Origin of the sequence: Asanoa siamensis (assembly GCF_016862555.1) — a bacterium.
Taxonomy (GTDB): Bacteria; Actinomycetota; Actinomycetes; order Mycobacteriales; family Micromonosporaceae; genus Asanoa; species Asanoa siamensis.
Genome location: NZ_BONE01000087.1, coordinates 15422 through 33695, shown reverse-complemented (window position 1 = coordinate 33695; position 18274 = coordinate 15422). Strand labels below are relative to the sequence as shown.

Here is an 18274-nt window from a genome sequence, read left to right as displayed (position 1 = left end):
AGGGGTGCGGGCCGCCGATCCCGCGCCGCCGCCGCAGATCGCGGTGGTCGAGCCCGGCGACACGCTCTGGTCGGTGGCGGCCAAGCATCGTCCGGGCTACGCGCCGTTCACGGTGATCCGCGAGATCCGTCGCCTCAACCACCTCGACGACTTCACGGTCTTCGCCGGCCAGAAGCTGGTCCTACCGGCCGAGTGAGATGCCGGCGCCCTGGCTTGCTCGCGGGGCCTGTGGGACAGATGATGTGTGGCTCGCGGTGAGTCGCGGGGCGCTTTCGCCTGCGTGTCACCCGCCCGGATGGTCGCCGTCGCGACCGGGCCCGTGCGGCTCCGTGTGGATCGTCACGACCGTCACACCGGCCACGCTGCGACAGAAACGTGGCAGTGGCGACACGCCCGCCCAACTTGACCCCGGGACGTGGGCGGCCTACGGTCGAACCCCTAGATGTAGTAGTTACAGCTCTGTAAGTTGTCCACAGGTAGGGGTAGACTCACAGTAGTTACCCACACCTTTCCCACAAGTTGTGCACAGCGTTGTCCACCGTTGGGCGGCTCCGCTGTCCACCGGCGTGCCCGGCGCACCGCTGCGTCCCACGCCCCGGAAAGTGTCAGAGGGTCGCACTAGCGTGATCCGCGGGATCAGTTCAGGAGAGGAGGTCGTCGATGCGTTGCCCATACTGCCGCCACCCCGACTCACGGGTGGTCGACTCGCGTGAGGCCGACGACGGCCAGCTGATCCGGCGGCGCCGGTCGTGCCCCGAGTGCGGCAAGCGGTTCACCACCGTCGAGGAGGCCGTCCTCGCCGTGGTCAAGCGGAGCGGTGTGACCGAGCCGTTCAGCCGCACCAAGATCACCACGGGCGTCCGCAAGGCCTGCCAGGGCCGGCCGGTCGACGACGACGACATCGCGCTGCTGGCCCAGAAGGTCGAGGAGACCGTTCGGGCCAAGGGCGCCGCCGAGGTGCCGAGCCACGATGTCGGGCTCGCGATCCTCGGCCCGCTACGCGACCTGGACGAGGTCGCCTACCTGCGCTTCGCGAGCGTCTACCGCTCGTTCGAGTCGCTGAGCGACTTCGAGCGCGAGATCGAGACGCTGCGGGCGGCCGCCGCCGCGCGACTCGAGGGCACCGCTCATGCGGTTGTCAACGCGGAAACGCGTACAAAGTAAAGCTTTTCGATGTGTTCGTAAACGAGGGGGCAGGTGACATGGCGGGCGACGTTGCCGCTGGCAAGAGTCGAGCGCGGGCCGTGGGGGCGACCGGGCTCAAGGTCGAGCGGGTGTGGACGACCGAGGGTGTCCACCCGTACGACGACGTGGCGTGGGAGCGCCGCGATGTGGTCATGACCAACTGGCGTGACGGCTCGATCAACTTCGAGCAGCGCGGGGTCGAGTTCCCGCAGTCGTGGAGCGTCAACGCGGCCAACATCGTGACGACCAAATACTTCCGCGGCGCCGTGGGCACCCCCGAGCGGGAGTGGTCGCTCAAGCAGCTCATCGACCGGGTCGTGAAGACCTACCGCAAGGCAGGCGAGGACTACAACTACTTCGCCAACCCGGCCGACGCCGAGGTCTTCGAGCACGAGCTGACCTACATGCTTCTGCACCAGGTGTTCAGCTTCAACTCGCCGGTCTGGTTCAACGTCGGCACGCCGTCGCCGCAGCAGGTCAGCGCCTGTTTCATCCTGGCCGTCGACGACTCGATGGACTCGATCCTCGACTGGTACAAGGAGGAGGGGCTGATCTTCAAGGGCGGCTCCGGCTCCGGGGTCAACCTGTCCCGCATCCGCTCGTCCAAGGAGCTGCTCTCCTCCGGCGGCACCGCGTCCGGGCCGGTCAGCTTCATGCGCGGCGCCGACGCGTCGGCCGGCACGATCAAGTCCGGTGGCGCCACCCGGCGCGCGGCCAAGATGGTCATCCTCGACGTCGACCACCCCGACATCGAAGAGTTCGTGCTGACCAAGGCCCGTGAGGAAAACAAGATCCGGGCGCTCCGCGACGCCGGCTTCGACATGGACCTGGGCGGCGCCGACATCGTCAGCGTCCAATACCAGAACGCCAACAACTCCGTCCGGGTCACCGACGAGTTCATGCGCGCCGTCGAGGAGAACGGCTCCTTCGACCTGCGCGGCCGCCTCGACGGCTCGGTGATCGAGTCGGTCGACGCCAGCAAGCTGTTCCGCACGATCTCGCAGGCCGCGTGGGAGTGCGCCGACCCTGGTTTGCAGTACGACGACACGATCAACGACTGGCACACCTCCCCGGAGACCGGCCGGATCACGGCGTCCAACCCCTGCTCCGAATACCTGCACCTCGACAACTCGTCGTGCAACCTGGCTTCGCTCAACCTGATGAAGTTCCTCCGCGCCGACGGTGGCTTCGAGGTGGAGAAGTTCGTCAAGTCGGTCGAGTTCGTGATCACCGCGATGGACATCTCGATCTGCTTCGCCGACTTCCCGACCGAGAAGATCGGTGAGACCACCCGCGCCTACCGCCAGCTCGGCATCGGGTACGCGAACCTCGGCGCGCTGCTGATGGCGTCGGGCCTGCCCTACGACTCCGACGGCGGGCGCGCGCTGGCCGGCGCGATCACCTCGCTGATGACCGGCACCGCCTACCGCCGGTCGGCCGAGCTGGCCGGCGTGGTCGGCGCCTACGAGGGCTACGCCCGCAACGCCGACGCGCACAAGCGGGTCATGCGCAAGCACGCCGCCGCCAGCGACGACATCAAGGCGTCGAGCCCGGTCGCGACCGGGATCGCCCGCGAGGCGTCCAAGCAGTGGCAGCTCGGCATCAAGATCGGTGAGAAGTCGGGCTGGCGCAACGCGCAGGCCTCGGTCCTCGCGCCGACCGGCACCATCGGCCTGATGATGGACTGCGACACCACCGGCGTCGAGCCCGACCTGGCCCTGGTCAAGTTCAAGAAGCTCGTCGGCGGCGGCTCGATGCAGATCGTCAACCAGACGGTCCCGCGCGCGCTGCGCAGCATCGGCTATCCCGAGGAGCAGGTCGAGGCGATCGTCGAGCACATCGCCGACCACGGCCACGTCGTCGACGCGCCGGGCCTCAAGCCCGAGCACTACTCGGTGTTCGACTGCGCGATGGGCGAGCGTTCGATCGCGCCGATGGGGCACGTGCGGATGATGGCGGCCGTCCAGCCGTTCATCTCGGGCGCGATCTCCAAGACGGTCAACATGCCGGAGTCGGCGACCATCGAAGACGTCGAGAAGATCTACTTCGAGGGCTGGAAGCTGGGCCTCAAGGCGCTGGCGATCTACCGCGACAACTGCAAGGTCGGCCAGCCGCTGTCGGCGGCCAAGCCGAACAAGGCCCTGGCGTCGCCCGAGGTGGCGGCCGCCGCGGAGAAGATCGTCGAGAAGGTCGTCGAATACCGGCCGGTCCGCAAGCGCCTGCCCAAGAAGCGCCCGTCGGAGACGGTCTCCTTCTCGGTCGCCGGCGCCGAGGGCTACCTGACCGCGTCGTCCTACCCCGACGACGGCCTCGGCGAGGTCTTCCTCAAGATGTCGAAGCAGGGCTCCACCCTGGCGGGCGTCATGGACGCCTTCTCGGTGGCGATCTCGATCGGCCTGCAATATGGCGTCCCGCTGGAGACCTTCGTCGCCAAGTTCACCAACATGCGGTTCGAGCCGGCGGGCATGACCGACGACCCGGACATCCGCATGGCGGCGTCGGTGATGGACTACATCTTCCGGCGGCTGGCGCTCGACTTCCTGCCCTATGAGCGCCGGGCCGAGCTCGGCATCTTCACGGCCAAGGAGCGGGCGGCCCAGCTCCGCGCCGAGGCCGAGGCCGAGGCCGCGTTCGACCACACGCAGATGGCGTCGTCGGCCCCGATCGAGGCCAAGCCGGCCGACGCCGACGAGAAGGGCGCGGACGACAAGGCCGAGGCCGCCCCGGTGGCGAAGGCCGCCGTCTCCGACGGCCCGGTGCAGGTCGCCGCTCCGTCACCGCGGGTCGGCTCCTCGACGGAGCTGCTCGAGGCCGTGATCGGCAAGGCCGCCGACGCACCGCTCTGCTTCACCTGCGGCACGAAGATGCGCCCGGCGGGCAGCTGCTACGTCTGCGAGGGTTGCGGCTCGACCTCGGGCTGCAGCTGACAAGCACGAACGCGGAAGGGGAGCCGATCTCGATCGGCTCCCCTTCCGCGTCGACGGCCTTCGCCGCGAGCCCCAATCCACGCCGGCGGTAACAGTGTGAGCGGCGATGGCCTCAGCAGGGTCGCGCCGCGACCCCGCCAAGGAGCAACTCCCCGGCTACTGCTTCGGGTTGTTCGTGTGCGGGCGCTTGCCCAAGTCGTGCCAGTCCGTCTCCGTCATGTCGACGTCGAAGTGTTTCGCGGCCTTTTTCAGGTTGGCGAACGCCTGGTCGCGTTCCTTGTCCGTCACGTCCTTGACCTGGTCGAAGCGCGCGATCGCATTCCGTACGTGGTCAGCGTCCGTCAGCGGTTCCTTGCGCTTGTCGGGAAAGGCGAACGCGCTGTCCGGGAGGCTGCGCTTCTCGCCGCTCGACAAGGTGCCCTCATCGCCCGAGTCGACGGGCTTCCAGGTGGTCTCCATTTAACCGGCGTACCCACCCAAGCTGCGGCTATGCCGCGCAGGCCGTCCAGTCGACCAGCACCCGATCCGGACGTTGGGGGTCGATCCGGGCGGCGAAGGGCAGGCCGTCCTGAGCCCGGCCCAGGAAGGGCTCGGCGATCGGGCCCAGGTACATCGCCGGGTACGGCGGCCCGCCGTCCACCCGGCGCACCGAGATCAGCACCTCGAGCACCGGCTCCCGGTCCACGTACGCCCCGGTCTCGCGCAGGTCGAGCGGCTGGGCCTGGGCCGGCAGGCCGGTCCGCGCGAGGTCGGTCAGGTCGTCGCGCTGAAGGGATTCGGTGGTCATGCCCGTGGCGCCCTCTCGTCGTACGGATGATGCCTCTTGGGATATAACCGGCGAAGGGCATTCAGGCAGCGGACGACTGGTCCGATAGGTCCGATAGGGTACGGGTGGAGTGGTGACCTCGACCAACGGTGAGCGCAAGCCACTGGCGGATCGGCCGTTGCGCGAGCCGCACGAGAGCCGGATGCCCGCCGACGCCCGGCACCAGCAAGAGATCATCGAAGCCCACGACCGCGCCCTCCTGGCCGACGCGCCCGGATACTCGGACCCACGGACGGGGCTGTTCGTCCTTTCGGCCGGGTTTCTCGCGGCGCGCGGGACGTGTTGCGGTCGAGGCTGCCGGCACTGCCCGTACGTGAAATAAGGTCGCGCCATGAAGCCGAAGCCGACCCGCTACGTCGTGATCGGGGCCGGCATCGTCGGCCTGGCCACCGCGCACCGGATCACGCTCGACCACCCGGGCGCGTCGGTCACCGTGATCGACAAGGAGCAGCGGGTCGCTGCCCACCAGACCGGGCACAACAGCGGCGTCATCCACGCGGGCGTCTACTACAAGCCGGGCAGTCTCAAGGCCCGCCTCTGCGCCGCGGGCCGGGCGTCCATGGTCGACTTCTGCGCCACGCACGGCATCGCGCACGAGGTCTGCGGCAAGCTGATCGTCGCCGTCGACGAGTCCGAGGTGCCGCGGCTGCACGCGCTGCACGAGCGGGCGGTCGCCAACGGCCTGCCCGCGCGGCTGGTCACGGCGGGCGAGGCCAAGGAGTACGAGCCCGAGTTGCGCTGCGTCGAGGCGCTGCGGGTCGAGTCCACCGGGATCGTCGACTTCACCGCGGTCTGCACCACGCTCGCCGACCTAGCCGAGAAGGGCGGCGCCGAACTGCGCCTCGGCACGCGCGTCACCGGCATCTCGACCCGCGGCGGCGAGCAGATCATCCACACGACGTGCGGCAATGGCGAAGGCGAAGGCGACCTGACCGCCGACGTCCTGATCAACTGCGCCGGCCTGCACGCCGACCGGGTGGCCCGCCTCGCCGGCGTCGAACCGCCCGCGCGAATCGTACCGTTCAGGGGTGAATATTATGAATTGACCCCCGAGCGACGCGGCCTGGTCCGCGGCCTGATCTACCCGGTGCCCGACCCCCAGTTCCCGTTCCTGGGCGTCCACCTGACCCGCATGATCGACGGCACCGTCCACGCCGGACCGAACGCCGTGCTCGCGCTGGCCCGCGAGGGCTACCGCTGGAGCAGGATCAACCCGCGGGACATCGCGGACTTCGCCGCCTACGGCGGGCTGTGGCGACTGGCCCGAAAGCATTTCCGGTACGGCCTGACCGAGGTGCGCCGCTCCCTGAGTCGCCGCCTGTTCGCCGAGAGCCTGGCCCGCCTGGTGCCCGCGGTCACGGAAGCCGACCTGGTGCCGGCCGGCGCCGGGGTACGCGCGCAGGCCATCGCCCGCGACGGCGCCCTGGTCGACGACTTCCTGATCGTGGCCCGCGACCGCCAGGTGCACGTGCTCAACGCACCGTCACCAGCCGCGACGAGCTCCCTGGAGATCGCCAAGCACATCGTGGCGCAACTCCCGTCCTGACCGACGGACAACCCGGACTTCCGCCCCGCCCGACGACACCGTATGTTTTCCGGCGGTGCACTCCTGCGCTGATCAAAGCGTCGATCAAGGAGTAGTTGTGGTCCTGCCGCCTCGGGACAGCGACCCACCCGCCCGACGGTCCAGGGTGGATGGTCGCCGCACGCTGGCCTGCCTGGCCGCGACCGCGACCCTGACAGCGACGCTGGGCATGGCGGCCTGCGCCGACGACGACCCGGCGCCGCAACGCATCACGAGCCCGGTCCGCACGAACTTCCCGGCCGCGATGGCCGGCGGCGCGTGCGTCTACTTCGACTACGCGGCGATCGAGAAGGCCATCGGCGTCCGCTTCGGTATCTCCGCGGCGAGCAAGAGCGGCGACACGACGACGTGCGTGGTCCAGCCACAGGACGGCGGCGACCTCCCCGACCTGGCGCTCACGATCAGCAAGACCACGGCCGACGCGGAGATCTTCAAATCCGACGTCGTCCCCGACAAGGGCGCGACGGCGGTCAAGGGCCTGGGCCTGGCGGCCTACCAGTCACCGATCGCCGCCACCGACAAAACAGGCCCGGGCCTCGAGGTGTGCTGGCTCACGAAGGACAAGCGCCTGATGTCGCTGCGCTTCACGAGCATCGCCGACTCGCCGGCGCCGCCGAAAACCCTCGGCCCGCAACTCGTCACGCTCGCCAAACAAGTCGAATCGACCAAGCCCCCCAAGCCCTGATTTCTCCGGAGAAAGATCAAGATCTGGATCTGGTCCCGGGTTCGTCGTGGGCACGACCGCTGCTCCCGCCGGACACCGGGCCGGGCCCAGGGGGCCCGTCCCTGCCAGGCCCGCGACACAAGGACAAGGCCTCGAACCGCAGCGGCCCCGCACCGCACGGCCTGGCAAGCCACGGCGTCCACCGCAACGTGGGCGGGCAGCCCGCCGCTGACACAGACCTGCCCGCGAGAGCCAGTTCCTGCCGCCGCTCGCGCTTGCTGCTCGCCCGGACGAGATGGGCGAGGTCACATGCCGCATACGTCGCCCGCACCTCACGCCTGGCAAGCCACGGCGTCGACCGCAACGTGGGCGGGCAGCCCGCCGCTGACAAAGAAGACCTGCCCGCGAGAGCCAGTTCCTGCCGTCGCTCGCGCTTGCTGCTCGCCTGGACGAGATGGGCGAGGTCACATGCCGCGACGGTTAACGAGGCCTGCTCGCATGGCGGGCAGTGGTGCAATTCACCACCAAGAGGGACCACTCGCCACCCGTTCGGGCGCGAAATCAGGCGACGGCCCGTCCCCCGAAGGGGCGGGCCGCCGCCAAGAAAGCTGTGGGTCAGTGGGCCGCCACGAACACCCGTGAGGCGACCTCGCGGGGTAGGCGGACCTGGTCGCCCGAGCGGTCGATCATGACGCCGTCGCGTTCCTGGGCCACCGTGACCGTCGCGCCCGGGTCGACGCCCGCCGCGTGCAGTTGGCGCAGCACGTCCGAGTCGGTCTGCACGCTCTCGCAGATGCGGCGCACGATCACCTGGCCCGTCAAGCCCGGGAACGCCAGGTTGCGCTCCTTGTGGTCGAAGCCGTCGAGCTCCACCGGTGGGTTGCCGAGCGCGTCCAAACCCGGGATCGGGTTGCCGTAGGGCGACCGGGTCGGGCGGTTCAGCAGGTCGTAGACCTTCTGCTCCACCGCGTCGCTCATCACGTGCTCCCAGCGGCACGCCTCTTCGTGTGCCTCCTCGTAGGGCATGCCGATCACGTTGACCAGCAGCAGCTCCGCGAGGCGGTGCTTGCGCATGACCGAGACCGCCTGTTCGCGGCCGAGGTCGGTCAGCAGCAGGTGGCGGTCGCCCTCGACGGTGAGGAGGCCGTCGCGTTCCATGCGGGCGACGGTCTGGCTGACGGTCGGGCCGCTCTGGTGCAGCCGCTCCGCGATGCGGGCGCGCAGCGGGGGCACACCTTCCTCTTCCAACTCGAGGATGGTGCGCAAATACATCTCGGTCGTGTCGACAAGGTGATTCACGGCAGAAGGCCCTCCTAGCTGTCGATATTACCTCGCGACACCGACAACCCCGGGGCCGTGAACGGCGCGGGGCGGGTGTTCACTGGAGCGCGTGGTTTCCGCCGATGATCTCACGATCGACCCCGATGAGTTGCTCGCCGCCCTGCCCGGCACCAGCGTGCTCGACGCGCGCTGGCGGCTCGGTGGCCGGCCCGGTCGCGAGGACTATGCCGAGGGCCACATCCCCGGCGCCGTCTTCGTCGACCTCGACACCGAACTGGCCGGCGCACCGGGCCGGCACGGCCGGCACCCGCTGCCCGACCCGGCCACCCTCCAGGCGGCGTTGCGGGCCAAGGGCGTGACCAACGACAAACCGGTCGTCGTGTACGACGCCGGCGACGGTCAGGCCGCCGCCCGCGCCTGGTGGATCCTGCGCTGGGCCGGCCACCGCGACACCCGGGTCCTCGACGGCGGCCTGCAAGCCTGGCGCGACCAGGGGCACCCCATCACCACCGAAACGCCCGAAATCACCCATGGCGACATCGACGTCAAACCCGGCGCCCTGCCCACCCTCACGGCCGACGACGCGGCGAAGCTCGCGAAACAAGGCACGCTGCTCGATGCCCGCGTCGCCCCACGGTTCCGCGGCGAGATCGAGCCGGTCGACCCGGTCGCCGGCCACATCCCCGGCGCCGTCAACCGCCCGACCACCGACAACACCACGACCGACAACAAGCTGCGCGCCGCCGCCGACCTGAAACAGGCGTTCGCGGCCAGCGGCGTCCGGGACGACGAGCCGGTCGGCGCGTACTGCGGCTCCGGCGTCACCGCTGCCCACACCGTGCTGGCCCTGCACCGCGCCGGGCGTACCGACGCCGCTCTGTATGTCGGCTCCTGGAGCGACTGGGTCACCGACCCGAGCCGCCCGGTCGCGACCGGAGGCGAGTGACGCGGCAGACATGGCACGATGGCGCCATGCCGGACGGCGCCGTGGTGGTGTGGGACGAGGACCTGCTCGGGTACGACCTGGGTGATCATCCACTGGACCCCGTGCGGGTCGAGCTGACCATGGCGCTGGCCCGCGAGCTGGGGATCCTCGACCGCGCCGGCGTCCGGACCGTCAAGCCGACCCCGGCCGACGACGCCGCGCTCGCCCGCGTGCACCGGGCCGACTACATCGACGCCGTCAAGGCGGCGCCGCACGACCCGTTCTTCAGCGGGTACGGCTTCGGCAGCCCCGACAACCCGGTCTTCGACCACATGCACGACGCCTCCGCCCTGGTCGCCGGCGCCACCATCGCCGCGGCCGAGGCGGTCTGGCGCGGCGAGGCCCGGCACGCGGTCAACGTCGCCGGCGGCCTGCACCACGCGATGCCGGGCCGGGCGTCCGGCTTCTGCGTCTACAACGACCCGGCCGTCGCCATCGCCCGCCTGCTCGACCAGGGCGCCGAGCGCATCGCGTACGTCGACATCGACGTCCACCACGGCGACGGCGTCCAGGCGATCTTCTGGGACGACCCCCGCGTGCTCACCGTCTCGCTGCACGAGTCGCCGCTCGCGCTCTTCCCCGGCACGGGCTTCCCGGAGGAGATCGGCGGCCCGGGCGCGGAGGGCAGTGCGGTCAACATCGCCCTGCCACCGGGTACGGGCGACCGCGGCTGGCTGCGCGCGTTCCACGCCGTGGTGCCCAGCGTCCTGCGCGCCTTCCGCCCGCAACTGCTGTTCAGCCAGTGCGGCGCCGACAGCCACCGGCTGGACCCGCTGGCCGACCTGCGGCTCACCGTCGACGGCCAGCGCGCGGCCCAGATCGCCATGCGCGACCTGGCCGAGGAGCTGTGCGAGGGCCGCTGGGTGGCCACGGGCGGGGGAGGGTACGCGCTGGTCGAGGTCGTCCCCCGCACCTGGACCCACCTGCTGGCCACGGCGACGGGCGCCCCGCTCGACCCACGCACGCCGACCCCGGCGGGCTGGCGCGCGCTGGCCGCCCACCGGGTGCCCGGCCGCGACATCCCACCCCGCCTGACCGACGACGGCGACGTGAGTTTCGAGCCCTGGCAACCGGCCAGCGACGACGCGGTCGACCGCGCGATCACCCAGACCCGCACGGCGGTCTTCCCGCTCCTCGGCCTGGACCCGCTCGACCCCCGCGACTGATGCGCGTCCGGCTCGCCACCCACGCGGACCTCCCGGCGCTCGCGCCGGTGGTCACGGCCGTGATCGACGAGCTCCAACGGGCGTACCTCGACCCGGCCCAGATCGCGTCCAGCCGCGCCATCATGGGCATCGACTCGCAACTCCTCGACGACGGCACCTACTTCGTGGTGGAGACATCGGAGGGAGCGGTCGCGGGCTGTGGCGGGTGGAGCCGCCGGGCGACGCTCTACGGGGGCGACCACTCCGACGGCCGCGACGCCGCGCTGCTCGACCCGGCCACCCAACCGGCCCGGATCCGGGCCATGTACACCCATCCGTCGTACACCCGGCGCGGTGTGGGCCGGCTGGTGCTGAGCCGCTGTGAGGAGGCCGCCCGGGCCGAAGGCTTCCGCGAGGTGGAGCTGGTGTCGACCCTGGCCGGCCGGCCGCTCTACGCGTCGGCGGGATTCATCGCCGTCGCGCACCTCACCGACGCCTCGGGCGGGGCGCCGGTGCCCTTGATCAAGATGCGCAAGACGATCGGGCCATGACCGTCCCGGCCATATGGTGAGGGACGGAGACCGAGCCAAGACGGAGCCGCTGTGACCGAGAATGCCGCCGAGCGGTCGGCGGACGTGTTGCTGAGTGACGGCACCACCGTCCATGTGCGACAGATGCGACCGGCCGACGCGCCGGAGGTCGTCGCCGCGCACTCGCGGTTCTCCGAGCGGACGCGCTACCTGCGCTACTTCTCGCCGTACCCGCGGATTCCCGAACGCGACCTGCAGCGGTTCGTCAACGTCGACCACCGCGAGCGCGAGGCGTTCGTGGTCGAGGTCGGCGGGCGGATCGTGGCGATCGGGCGGTACGACCGGCTCGGCCCCGACTCCGGTGACGCCGAGGTCGCGTTCGTGGTGGAGGACGCGTACCAGGGCCGGGGCATCGGTCCGCTGCTCATGGAGTATCTGGCGGCGGCCGCCCGCGACGCCGGGATCAGCCGGTTCGTCGCCGAGGTGCTGCCGGCCAACGCGACGATGCTGCGGGTCTTCGCCGATTTCGGGTACGAGGTCGAGCGCCGCTACGCGGACGGGGTGGTGCATCTCGCGTTCCCGATCGCGCCGACCGAGAGCTCGCTCGAGGTGCAGTGGCGGCGGGAGCACCGCACCGAGGCACGGTCGATCGCCCGGCTGCTCGCGCCGCGCGGGGTCGCGGTGTACGGCGCGAGCGCCAGCGGCCACGGTGTCGGCGCGGCCGTGCTCGGGCACCTGCGCGACGGCGGTTTCGCCGGCCCCGTGGTGCCGGTGCACCCCAACGCGACGCGGGTCGGCGGTCTCGCGGCCGTGCCGCGGGCGACGGACGCCGGCGTGCCGTTGGACCTCGGTGTCGTGGCCGTGCCACCGGCGAGCGTCGCGGCCGTCATCGACGACGCGGCCCGGGCCGGGCTGCACGCGCTGGTGGTCGTCAGCGCCGGTTTCGCGGAGGCGGGCCCGGCCGGCGTCGCCGCGCAGGCCGACCTTATCCGCCGGGCGCACGCGGGCGGCATGCGGGTCGTCGGCCCCAACTGCCTGGGCATCGCCAACACCGACCCGGCGGTACGGCTCAACGCGACGCTGGCCCCGCGGCTGCCGGCGCCGGGCCGGATCGGGTTCTTCAGCCAGTCCGGCGCGCTCGGCGTCGCGCTGCTCGCGGAGGCGGACCGGCGCGGGATCGGACTGTCCACATTCGTCTCGGCCGGCAACCGGGCCGACGTGTCCGGCAACGACCTGCTGCAGTACTGGCGTGACGATCCCGGCACCGACGTGATCCTGCTCTACCTGGAGTCCTTCGGTAACCCGCGCAAGTTCGCCCGTCTGGCCCGGGGGATCGGCCGCGACAAGCCGATCGTCGCGGTCGCGTCGCCGGCCCGGCCGCCGGGCGGCATCGAGCGCGGCCCCGACCCGGCCGCGGTCCGCGCGCTGTTCGCCCGTTCCGGGGTGATCCGGGTCGACACGGTCGGGGAGCTGTTCGACGTCGGCGCGCTGCTGGCCACCCAGCCGTTGCCCGGCGGGGGCCGGGTCGGCGTGGTCGGCAACTCGCCGGCGCTGACCACCCTGGCCGCCGCCGCGTGCGTGGCCAACGGGCTCGTGGTGGCCGACGGCTACCCGAGCGACGTCGGGCCGGTCGCCGGGGCGCACGAGTTCGGTGATCGGCTCGCCGAGGCAGCCGTCGACGACGGTGTCGACGCGGTGGCCGTCGTGCTCGCGCCGCCGCTGCCCGGCCAGGTGGTCGAGGACGACGCCGACTTCGCGGCGACGATCGCGAGCGTGGCGCTGGCCGGCGACAAGCCCGTGGTCGTCACGTCCCTTGTGGAGCGTGTGCCGCCCGGCATCCCCGCCTACCCGTCGGTGGAGGAGGCGGCGCGGGCGCTGGGCCGGGTCGCCGCGTACGCGCGCTGGCGCCGCCAGCCGCCCGGCGTGGTGCCGCCACTGTCCGGGGTGGACCTGGACGCCGCGGGCCGGGCGGTGGCGCACGACGACCGCGAGGGGTTGCTCGCCGCGTACGGGATCCCGCTCGTGCCGGACGCCCTGGTGGACTCCGCGCCCGAGGCGGTGGCGGAGGCCGCGCGGCTCGGCCCGCCGGTCGCGCTCAAGGCCGCGGGCCTGAACCTGCGCCACCGCATCGACCTGGGCGCGGTCCGCCTGGACCTGCGCGACGAGCCGGCGGTACGGGTGGCCTACCGCGAGCTGGCGACCGCCTTCGGGCCGCAGGTCCTGGTGCAGCCGATGGTCCCGGCCGGGGTGCCGTGCGTCGTGGAGATGATGGAGGACCCGGCCTTCGGCCCCGTGGTCGGCTTCGGCCTGGGCGGCGTGGCCACCGAGTTGCTGGGCGACCGCGCGTGGCGGGCGGCCCCGCTGAGCGACCGCGCGGCGGCGGCCCTGGTCGACGAGCCCCGCGCGGCGCCGCTGCTGCACGGCTACCGCGGCGCGCGGCCCGTCAACCGCGGCCCTGGTGGACCTGCTGCTGCGCGTGGGCCGGTTGGCCGACGAACAGCCGCGGGTGCGCTCGCTCTCTTTGCACCCGGTGCTGGCCCGCCCCGACGGCCTGTCGGTCCTGCACGCGACGATGATGTTCGGCGACCCGGGCATCCGCCCGGACACAGGCCCGCGGCACATCTGAGCCTCACCCGAAGCTGCGCCAGCCCCACCAACCCAGGGCGAGCAGGCCGCACGCGGCGAGCGCGACCGCGGCGCGCGGCCGGAGGACGGGATCGGCCCCGCCACCGGAGAAAGGTGGCGGGGCCGGAAGGACGATCAGGAGGCGTAGGCCTCCAGCCGCTGCGCCCGCGACGGGTGCCGCAGCTTGAGCAGCGTCACCTTCTCGATCTGCCGGATCCGCTCGCGGGAGAGCCCGAACTCGCGCCCCACCTCGTCGAGGGTGCGCTGGCGCCCGTCGTCGAGGCCGAACCGCAGCCGGATCACCGCCTGCTCGCGCGACGAGAGCGTGGAGAGCACGATCTCGACGTCGTTGCGGAGCATCCCCGCCGACACCTGGTCGGCCGGCTCCTGGCGGGCGTCGACCCCGACGACGAAGTCACCGAGGGCGCTCTCGCCGTCCTCGCCGACGGCCTGGTCGAGGCTGACCGGCTCCCGGTCGTACGAGATGAGCTCGATGACCTGGAACTCCGGCATGCCGAGCGCGACCGCGACCTCGGGCACGGTGGGCTCCCGGCCGAGCGAGACGGCGAGGTCGCGGCGGGCGCGGACCATGCGGTTGACCTGCTCGACCATGTGCACCGGAATGCGGATCGTGCGCGACTGGTCGGCCATGGCCCGGGTGATCGCCTGCCGGATCCACCACGTCGCGTACGTCGAGAACTTGTAGCCCTTCGCGTAGTCGAACTTCTCGACCGCGCGGATCAGACCGAGGTTGCCTTCCTGGATGAGGTCGAGGAACGCCATGCCCCGACCGGTGTAGCGCTTCGCGATGCTGACCACGAGCCGCAGGTTGGCCTCGAGGAGGCGGTCCTTGGCGGCGCGCCCTTCCAGGGCGATGATCTCCAGATCGGCCCGGAGCCCGTCGGGGACGTCGGCCGCCGCAAGCTTCTCGTCGGCGAACAACCCGGCCTCGATCCGGCGTGCCAGGTCGACCTCCTCGACGGCGGTCAGCAGCTTGGTGCGGCCGATCCCGTTGAGGTACGCCCGGACGAGGTCGGCGGAGACACCCCGTTCGTCGGTGGCGTCAAGGTCGATCTGGTCGTAGTCGTTCATGTTCCTGCTACCCCGCTTCCCGACACCGTCGGAGTGTGCCGTGGGAAGAGCTTCCCGCAAGGGGCGTGAAGCGGAGGTGAGGAGAATCCGCGGGTGGCATGAATCCGGGAGCCCATATGCCTGACTTGCGGCATTTGAGGGTCGGAACCGCGTCACGACCGTGTGCCGTTGCCGCCGGCGGCTAGTCTGCTCGACAACTTCACACCAGAAAGGCACGTCGTGGTCTTCAAGCGAATGATGCAGGCCTTGGGCGTCGGTGGGCCGTCCGTCGAGACGGTGCTGTCCAACCCCAACTGCCGCCCCGGCGGTTTCCTCGAGGGCCAGATCCACGTCGAGGGCGGCGACCACGCGGTCGACATCGAGTACGTCGCCCTCGGCATGGTCACCCGGGTCGAGGTGGAGAGCGGCGATGCCGAGTACGACTCGACGACCGAGTTCCACCGCCAGCGCGCGACCGGCGCCTTCCGCCTGGAGCCCAAGCAGCGCTACGACATCCCGTTCCGCTTCGACGTGCCCTGGGAGACCCCGATCACCGAGGTGTACGGGCAGCACCTGCACGGCATGACGATGGCGCTGCGCACCGAGCTCGAGGTGGCCCGCGCGGTCGACAAGGGCGACCTCGACGCCGTGGCCGTGCACCCGCTGCCGGCCCAGGAGGCCATCCTCGACGGCCTGCTCCGGCTCGGCTTCCGGTTCTCCCGGGCCGACGTCGAGAGCGGCCGCGTCTACGGCGTCCAGCAGAGCCTGCCGTTCTACCAGGAGATCGAGTTCTACCCGCCGCCGCAGTACGCGCGGGCGAGCAACCAGCTCGAGGTGACCTTCCTGGCCACGCCACAGCACCTGCAGGTGGTGCTGGAGCTCGACAAGCGCGGCGGCCTGTTCACCGAGGGCCACGACACGTTCGGCCGGTTCAACGTCGACTACGCGACCGCCGGCCAGACCGACTGGGCCGCCCAGCTGCACGGCTGGCTCGAGCAGTCCCTCCGCAAGCGGGGCCTGTTCGGCTAGCTGTAAGGAACGGTCCGTTGTTAACGCATAGCGTTAACAACGGACCGTTCCTTACAGCTCCAGCACCACGGTTCGCGGGCCCACGTTCACGCTCTCCACGAGCATGTGGGTCCGGAACCGGCCCGTCTCGACGTGCGCGCCACGGTTCCGCAGGGCGTCGGCGAACGCGGTCACCAGCGGCTCGGCCACCTCGGCCGGTGCCGCGGCGGACCAGCTCGGCCGGCGCCCTTTGCGCGCGTCCGCGTACAACGTGAACTGGCTGACCACCAGGACGGGTGCGCCGACATCGCTCGCCGACTTCTCGTCGTCGAGGATCCGCAGCTCCCAGACCTTGCGGGCGAGCGTGTCGGCCTTGGCGGGATCGTCGCTGTGGGTGACCCCGAGCAGCACCAGCAACCCGTCGGAGATCGACCCCACGACCTCGTCGTCGACGGTCACCGACGCGCGCGAGACCGTCTGGACCAGCGCCCTCACGCGACCGGCTCCACGATGCCGCGCTCGACCAGGTGCGCCACGATCGGCCCGGCGGCGTCGGCCAGGTCCTCCTCGGCGACCTCGTGGGCGGCGGCCAGCACCGCGAGCTGGTCGCGCAGCGGCACCTGCCCGTCGGCGCCGCTGACCAGGGCGAGCACCAGCGGGTCGACCTCCTCGCTCCAGCGCAGCCCCGACGGCATCACCAGCACCTGCCGGTCCACCGCCCAGCCCTCGTCACCCAGCGTGGCCTCCTGCTGGAGCCGCAGGCCCGGCGCGGTGCGGTAGCGGGCGGCCAGCAGGTCGGCACCCCGGACGAAGTCCTGCCGGTCGAACCAGGCGGCGATCTGGTCGCCGAGCGGCTGCTGCGTCTGCTGGCGCAGGTCCTCCACGCGGACGACCGGGTCGTCGTGCCCGGACCGGCGCAGCGTGACGAGGCCGAACCCGATCGCCTCGACGTCGTTGGCGTCGAACCAGTCGAGCCAGGCGGCGGCGCGGGCCGGGTCGCCGTCCTCGTTGGCGTCGGCGAGCCACAGCCCGACGTACGCCATCGGGTCCGCGACCTCGCGCTGGATCACCCAGGCGTCGAGCCCGGTGCCGGCGAACCAGCCGGCGACCCGGTCGCCCCAGTCCTCACCGGCGACGTGTTCCCAGTTGGCCAGGAACTGCATCACGCCGCCCTCGGCGAGCAGGTCCGGCGCGGCTGCGGCGAGCTCGGCGCAGACCGCGTCGCCGGCCCGTCCCGAGTCGCGGTAGGTGTGCGTGGTGGTGCCGGGCCCGATCACGAACGGGGGGTTGCTGACGACGAGGTCGAACCGCCGGCCGCGGACCGGCGCGACCAGGTCGCCGCCGAGCATCTCCCACTGCTGCCCGCTGAGCGCCGCGGTGGTGGCGGCGAACCGCAAGGCCCGCTGCGACAGGTCGGTCGCGGTGACCGACCCGGCGTGGGTGGCGAGGTGCAGCGCCTGTACGCCACACCCGGTGCCGAGGTCGAGCGCGGTGCCGACCGGCCGGCGGATAGCGGCGGAGACCAGGGTCGAGGAGGCGCCGCCGATGCCGAGCACGTGGTCGGGGCGCAGCGGCTGGTCGGGCCGGGCCGACGAGGGCACGTCGGAGAGCACCCACCAGGAGTCGCCGTACGGTTCGAGGTCGACGCCCTGCCGCACCAGGCCGCCCGGCGCCGCCTCGACCAGCCCGGCGTCGAACGCCTCGGCGAAGTCCAGCGGCGCGAGCGCGGCGGCGACGGCCTCGACGGGCTCGCTCTGCGCGCAGACGAAGACCCGGATCAGCGTGCTGAGCGGGTCGCGGTCCTCGGTGATCCGCAGGGCGGCCCGGAAGTCGTTGCGCGCGACCGCGGCGGTGGCCGCCGGCCCGAGCCGTGCGGCGATCCCCGCCGAGGTGAAACCGGTCGCCTGGAGCGCGTCCCGCAACCGCGCGACACCATCGGGGGGCAGGAGCATGTCGGACACGTACGGCATCCTGCCAGCCCCGGCTGTCGTCGCCGCCGCCACCCGGCGATCATGGCGGCCCGCTGGCAGAGTCGGCGGCATGGTCAGCCGATTCACGCAGTGGACGCTGGACGTCCGCGACCCGGCCCGGATGGCGGCGTTCTGGTCGGCGGCGCTGGGCTACGAGATCGACGCCGACGGCCAGCACCTGCGTCCGCCGGCGGACGCCGGTCCGGGGGCGCTGACGGTCTGGCTCCAGCCCGGCGGGGGCGACAAGCGGAGCAAGAACCGCGCCCATCCGGACCTCTACGCCCCGGACGGTCACGTGGCCGAGGAGGTCGACCGCCTGGTAACCCTCGGTGCGACCCGCACGGACGTCGGCCAGACGGGCGACGAGGGCTTCACGGTCCTGGCCGACCCGGAAGGCAACGAGTTCTGCCTGATCCACCACCCCTGGCGGCGCTGAGGGCCCCTCCCGAAGCCGGGAAGGGCCCTCGCTCGC

Annotated in this window: 17 protein-coding genes and 1 pseudogene; 12 read left to right on the top strand and 6 right to left on the bottom strand. The window is 71.7% G+C overall.

Annotated features, from left to right (window positions below):
• The 3 genes from Asi02nite_RS34450 to Asi02nite_RS34440 form a co-directional block, all read left to right on the top strand.
• A partial coding sequence (locus Asi02nite_RS34450) for a LysM peptidoglycan-binding domain-containing protein (RefSeq protein WP_203718212.1) occupies positions 1–196 on the top strand: 196 nt, incomplete at its 5' end.
• Between the two features lie 464 nt (positions 197–660).
• The gene (gene nrdR, locus Asi02nite_RS34445; protein WP_203718211.1) at positions 661–1164 is read left to right on the top strand and encodes a transcriptional regulator NrdR; all 504 of its coding nucleotides are present in this window, start codon (positions 661–663) and stop codon (positions 1162–1164) included.
• A gap of 38 nt (positions 1165–1202) precedes the next feature.
• Positions 1203–4112, top strand: a complete 2910-nt coding sequence (locus Asi02nite_RS34440) for a vitamin B12-dependent ribonucleotide reductase (RefSeq protein ID WP_203718210.1) — start codon at positions 1203–1205, stop codon at positions 4110–4112.
• Positions 4113–4268: 156 nt separating this feature from the next.
• Here the strand turns inward: Asi02nite_RS34440 and Asi02nite_RS34435 are convergent, their stop codons facing one another.
• Positions 4269–4571: a DUF6582 domain-containing protein gene (locus tag Asi02nite_RS34435; protein ID WP_203718209.1), complete on the bottom strand. Its 303-nt coding sequence runs from the start codon at positions 4569–4571 to the stop codon at positions 4269–4271.
• Between the two features lie 28 nt (positions 4572–4599).
• Positions 4600–4899, bottom strand: a complete 300-nt coding sequence (locus Asi02nite_RS34430; protein ID WP_203718208.1) for a hypothetical protein — start codon at positions 4897–4899, stop codon at positions 4600–4602.
• Between the two features lie 181 nt (positions 4900–5080).
• Here Asi02nite_RS34430 and Asi02nite_RS34425 point away from each other — a divergent pair, with 181 nt between their 5' ends.
• The 3 genes from Asi02nite_RS34425 to Asi02nite_RS34415 all read left to right on the top strand — a co-directional run bounded on the left by Asi02nite_RS34425 (position 5081) and on the right by Asi02nite_RS34415 (position 7208).
• The gene (locus tag Asi02nite_RS34425) at positions 5081–5260 is read left to right on the top strand and encodes a DUF5522 domain-containing protein (RefSeq protein WP_203718217.1); all 180 of its coding nucleotides are present in this window, start codon (positions 5081–5083) and stop codon (positions 5258–5260) included.
• A 9-nt stretch (positions 5261–5269) separates the two neighbouring features.
• Positions 5270–6484, top strand: a complete 1215-nt coding sequence (gene lhgD / locus Asi02nite_RS34420) for an L-2-hydroxyglutarate dehydrogenase (RefSeq protein ID WP_203718207.1) — start codon at positions 5270–5272, stop codon at positions 6482–6484.
• A gap of 97 nt (positions 6485–6581) precedes the next feature.
• Positions 6582–7208 (top strand): hypothetical protein, encoded by a 627-nt coding sequence (locus Asi02nite_RS34415; RefSeq protein WP_203718206.1) that lies wholly within the window; start codon positions 6582–6584, stop codon positions 7206–7208.
• A gap of 594 nt (positions 7209–7802) precedes the next feature.
• Here the strand turns inward: Asi02nite_RS34415 and Asi02nite_RS34410 are convergent.
• A complete protein-coding gene (locus Asi02nite_RS34410) occupies positions 7803–8486 on the bottom strand; it encodes an iron-dependent transcriptional repressor DtxR (RefSeq protein ID WP_203718205.1) in 684 nt (227 codons plus the stop codon).
• A 91-nt stretch (positions 8487–8577) separates the two neighbouring features.
• Here Asi02nite_RS34410 and Asi02nite_RS34405 point away from each other — a divergent pair, with 91 nt between their 5' ends.
• From Asi02nite_RS34405 to Asi02nite_RS34390, 4 genes and pseudogenes are all read left to right on the top strand, one after another.
• Positions 8578–9414 carry a sulfurtransferase gene (locus tag Asi02nite_RS34405; RefSeq protein WP_203718204.1) on the top strand — a complete coding sequence of 279 codons (837 nt, stop codon included), beginning with the start codon at positions 8578–8580 and terminating at the stop codon, positions 9412–9414.
• Between the two features lie 26 nt (positions 9415–9440).
• Positions 9441–10619, top strand: a complete 1179-nt coding sequence (locus tag Asi02nite_RS34400) for an acetoin utilization protein AcuC (RefSeq protein WP_203718203.1) — start codon at positions 9441–9443, stop codon at positions 10617–10619.
• Positions 10619–11149, top strand: a complete 531-nt coding sequence (locus Asi02nite_RS34395) for a GNAT family N-acetyltransferase (protein WP_203718202.1) — start codon at positions 10619–10621, stop codon at positions 11147–11149. The genes Asi02nite_RS34400 and Asi02nite_RS34395 overlap by 1 nt, the downstream gene beginning before the upstream one ends.
• A gap of 123 nt (positions 11150–11272) precedes the next feature.
• Positions 11273–13754: pseudogene (locus Asi02nite_RS34390) on the top strand (bifunctional acetate--CoA ligase family protein/GNAT family N-acetyltransferase).
• 134 nt (positions 13755–13888) lie between these two features.
• Here the strand turns inward: Asi02nite_RS34390 and sigB are convergent.
• On the bottom strand, positions 13889–14845 hold the full coding sequence (gene sigB, locus Asi02nite_RS34385; RefSeq protein ID WP_203718201.1) for an RNA polymerase sigma factor SigB: 957 nt from the start codon (positions 14843–14845) through the stop codon (positions 13889–13891).
• Between the two features lie 219 nt (positions 14846–15064).
• Here sigB and Asi02nite_RS34380 point away from each other — a divergent pair, with 219 nt between their 5' ends.
• Entirely contained in the window at positions 15065–15853 is a 789-nt protein-coding gene (locus tag Asi02nite_RS34380) for a sporulation protein (protein ID WP_203718200.1), read from the top strand.
• 51 nt (positions 15854–15904) lie between these two features.
• Here the strand turns inward: Asi02nite_RS34380 and dtd are convergent, their stop codons facing one another.
• Together dtd and Asi02nite_RS34370 are read right to left on the bottom strand one after the other, a co-directional pair.
• Positions 15905–16327 (bottom strand): D-aminoacyl-tRNA deacylase, encoded by a 423-nt coding sequence (gene dtd, locus Asi02nite_RS34375; RefSeq protein ID WP_203718199.1) that lies wholly within the window; start codon positions 16325–16327, stop codon positions 15905–15907.
• A complete protein-coding gene (locus Asi02nite_RS34370; RefSeq protein WP_203718216.1) occupies positions 16324–17784 on the bottom strand; it encodes a DUF7782 domain-containing protein in 1461 nt (486 codons plus the stop codon). Before Asi02nite_RS34370 ends, dtd begins: the two co-directional genes overlap by 4 nt.
• Positions 17785–17872: 88 nt before the next feature.
• Here Asi02nite_RS34370 and Asi02nite_RS34365 point away from each other — a divergent pair, with 88 nt between their 5' ends.
• Positions 17873–18238 carry a VOC family protein gene (locus Asi02nite_RS34365; RefSeq protein WP_203718198.1) on the top strand — a complete coding sequence of 122 codons (366 nt, stop codon included), beginning with the start codon at positions 17873–17875 and terminating at the stop codon, positions 18236–18238.
• Positions 18239–18274: the final 36 nt, after the last annotated feature.

Bases quoted from the DNA above. Each gene is read 5' to 3' on its own strand.
- Asi02nite_RS34395 (WP_203718202.1), top strand. From the start codon at position 10,619: ATGCGCGTCCGGCTCGCCACCCACGCGGACCTCCCGGCGCTCGCGCCG.
- Asi02nite_RS34435 (WP_203718209.1), bottom strand. From the start codon at position 4,571: ATGGAGACCACCTGGAAGCCCGTCGACTCGGGCGATGAGGGCACCTTG.
- nrdR (WP_203718211.1), top strand. From the start codon at position 661: ATGCGTTGCCCATACTGCCGCCACCCCGACTCACGGGTGGTCGACTCG.
- Asi02nite_RS34430 (WP_203718208.1), bottom strand. From the start codon at position 4,899: ATGACCACCGAATCCCTTCAGCGCGACGACCTGACCGACCTCGCGCGG.
- Asi02nite_RS34370 (WP_203718216.1), bottom strand. From the start codon at position 17,784: ATGCTCCTGCCCCCCGATGGTGTCGCGCGGTTGCGGGACGCGCTCCAG.
- Asi02nite_RS34365 (WP_203718198.1), top strand. From the start codon at position 17,873: ATGGTCAGCCGATTCACGCAGTGGACGCTGGACGTCCGCGACCCGGCC.
- Asi02nite_RS34425 (WP_203718217.1), top strand. From the start codon at position 5,081: ATGCCCGCCGACGCCCGGCACCAGCAAGAGATCATCGAAGCCCACGAC.
- Asi02nite_RS34440 (WP_203718210.1), top strand. From the start codon at position 1,203: ATGGCGGGCGACGTTGCCGCTGGCAAGAGTCGAGCGCGGGCCGTGGGG.
- sigB (WP_203718201.1), bottom strand. From the start codon at position 14,845: ATGAACGACTACGACCAGATCGACCTTGACGCCACCGACGAACGGGGT.
- lhgD (WP_203718207.1), top strand. From the start codon at position 5,270: ATGAAGCCGAAGCCGACCCGCTACGTCGTGATCGGGGCCGGCATCGTC.
- Asi02nite_RS34400 (WP_203718203.1), top strand. From the start codon at position 9,441: ATGCCGGACGGCGCCGTGGTGGTGTGGGACGAGGACCTGCTCGGGTAC.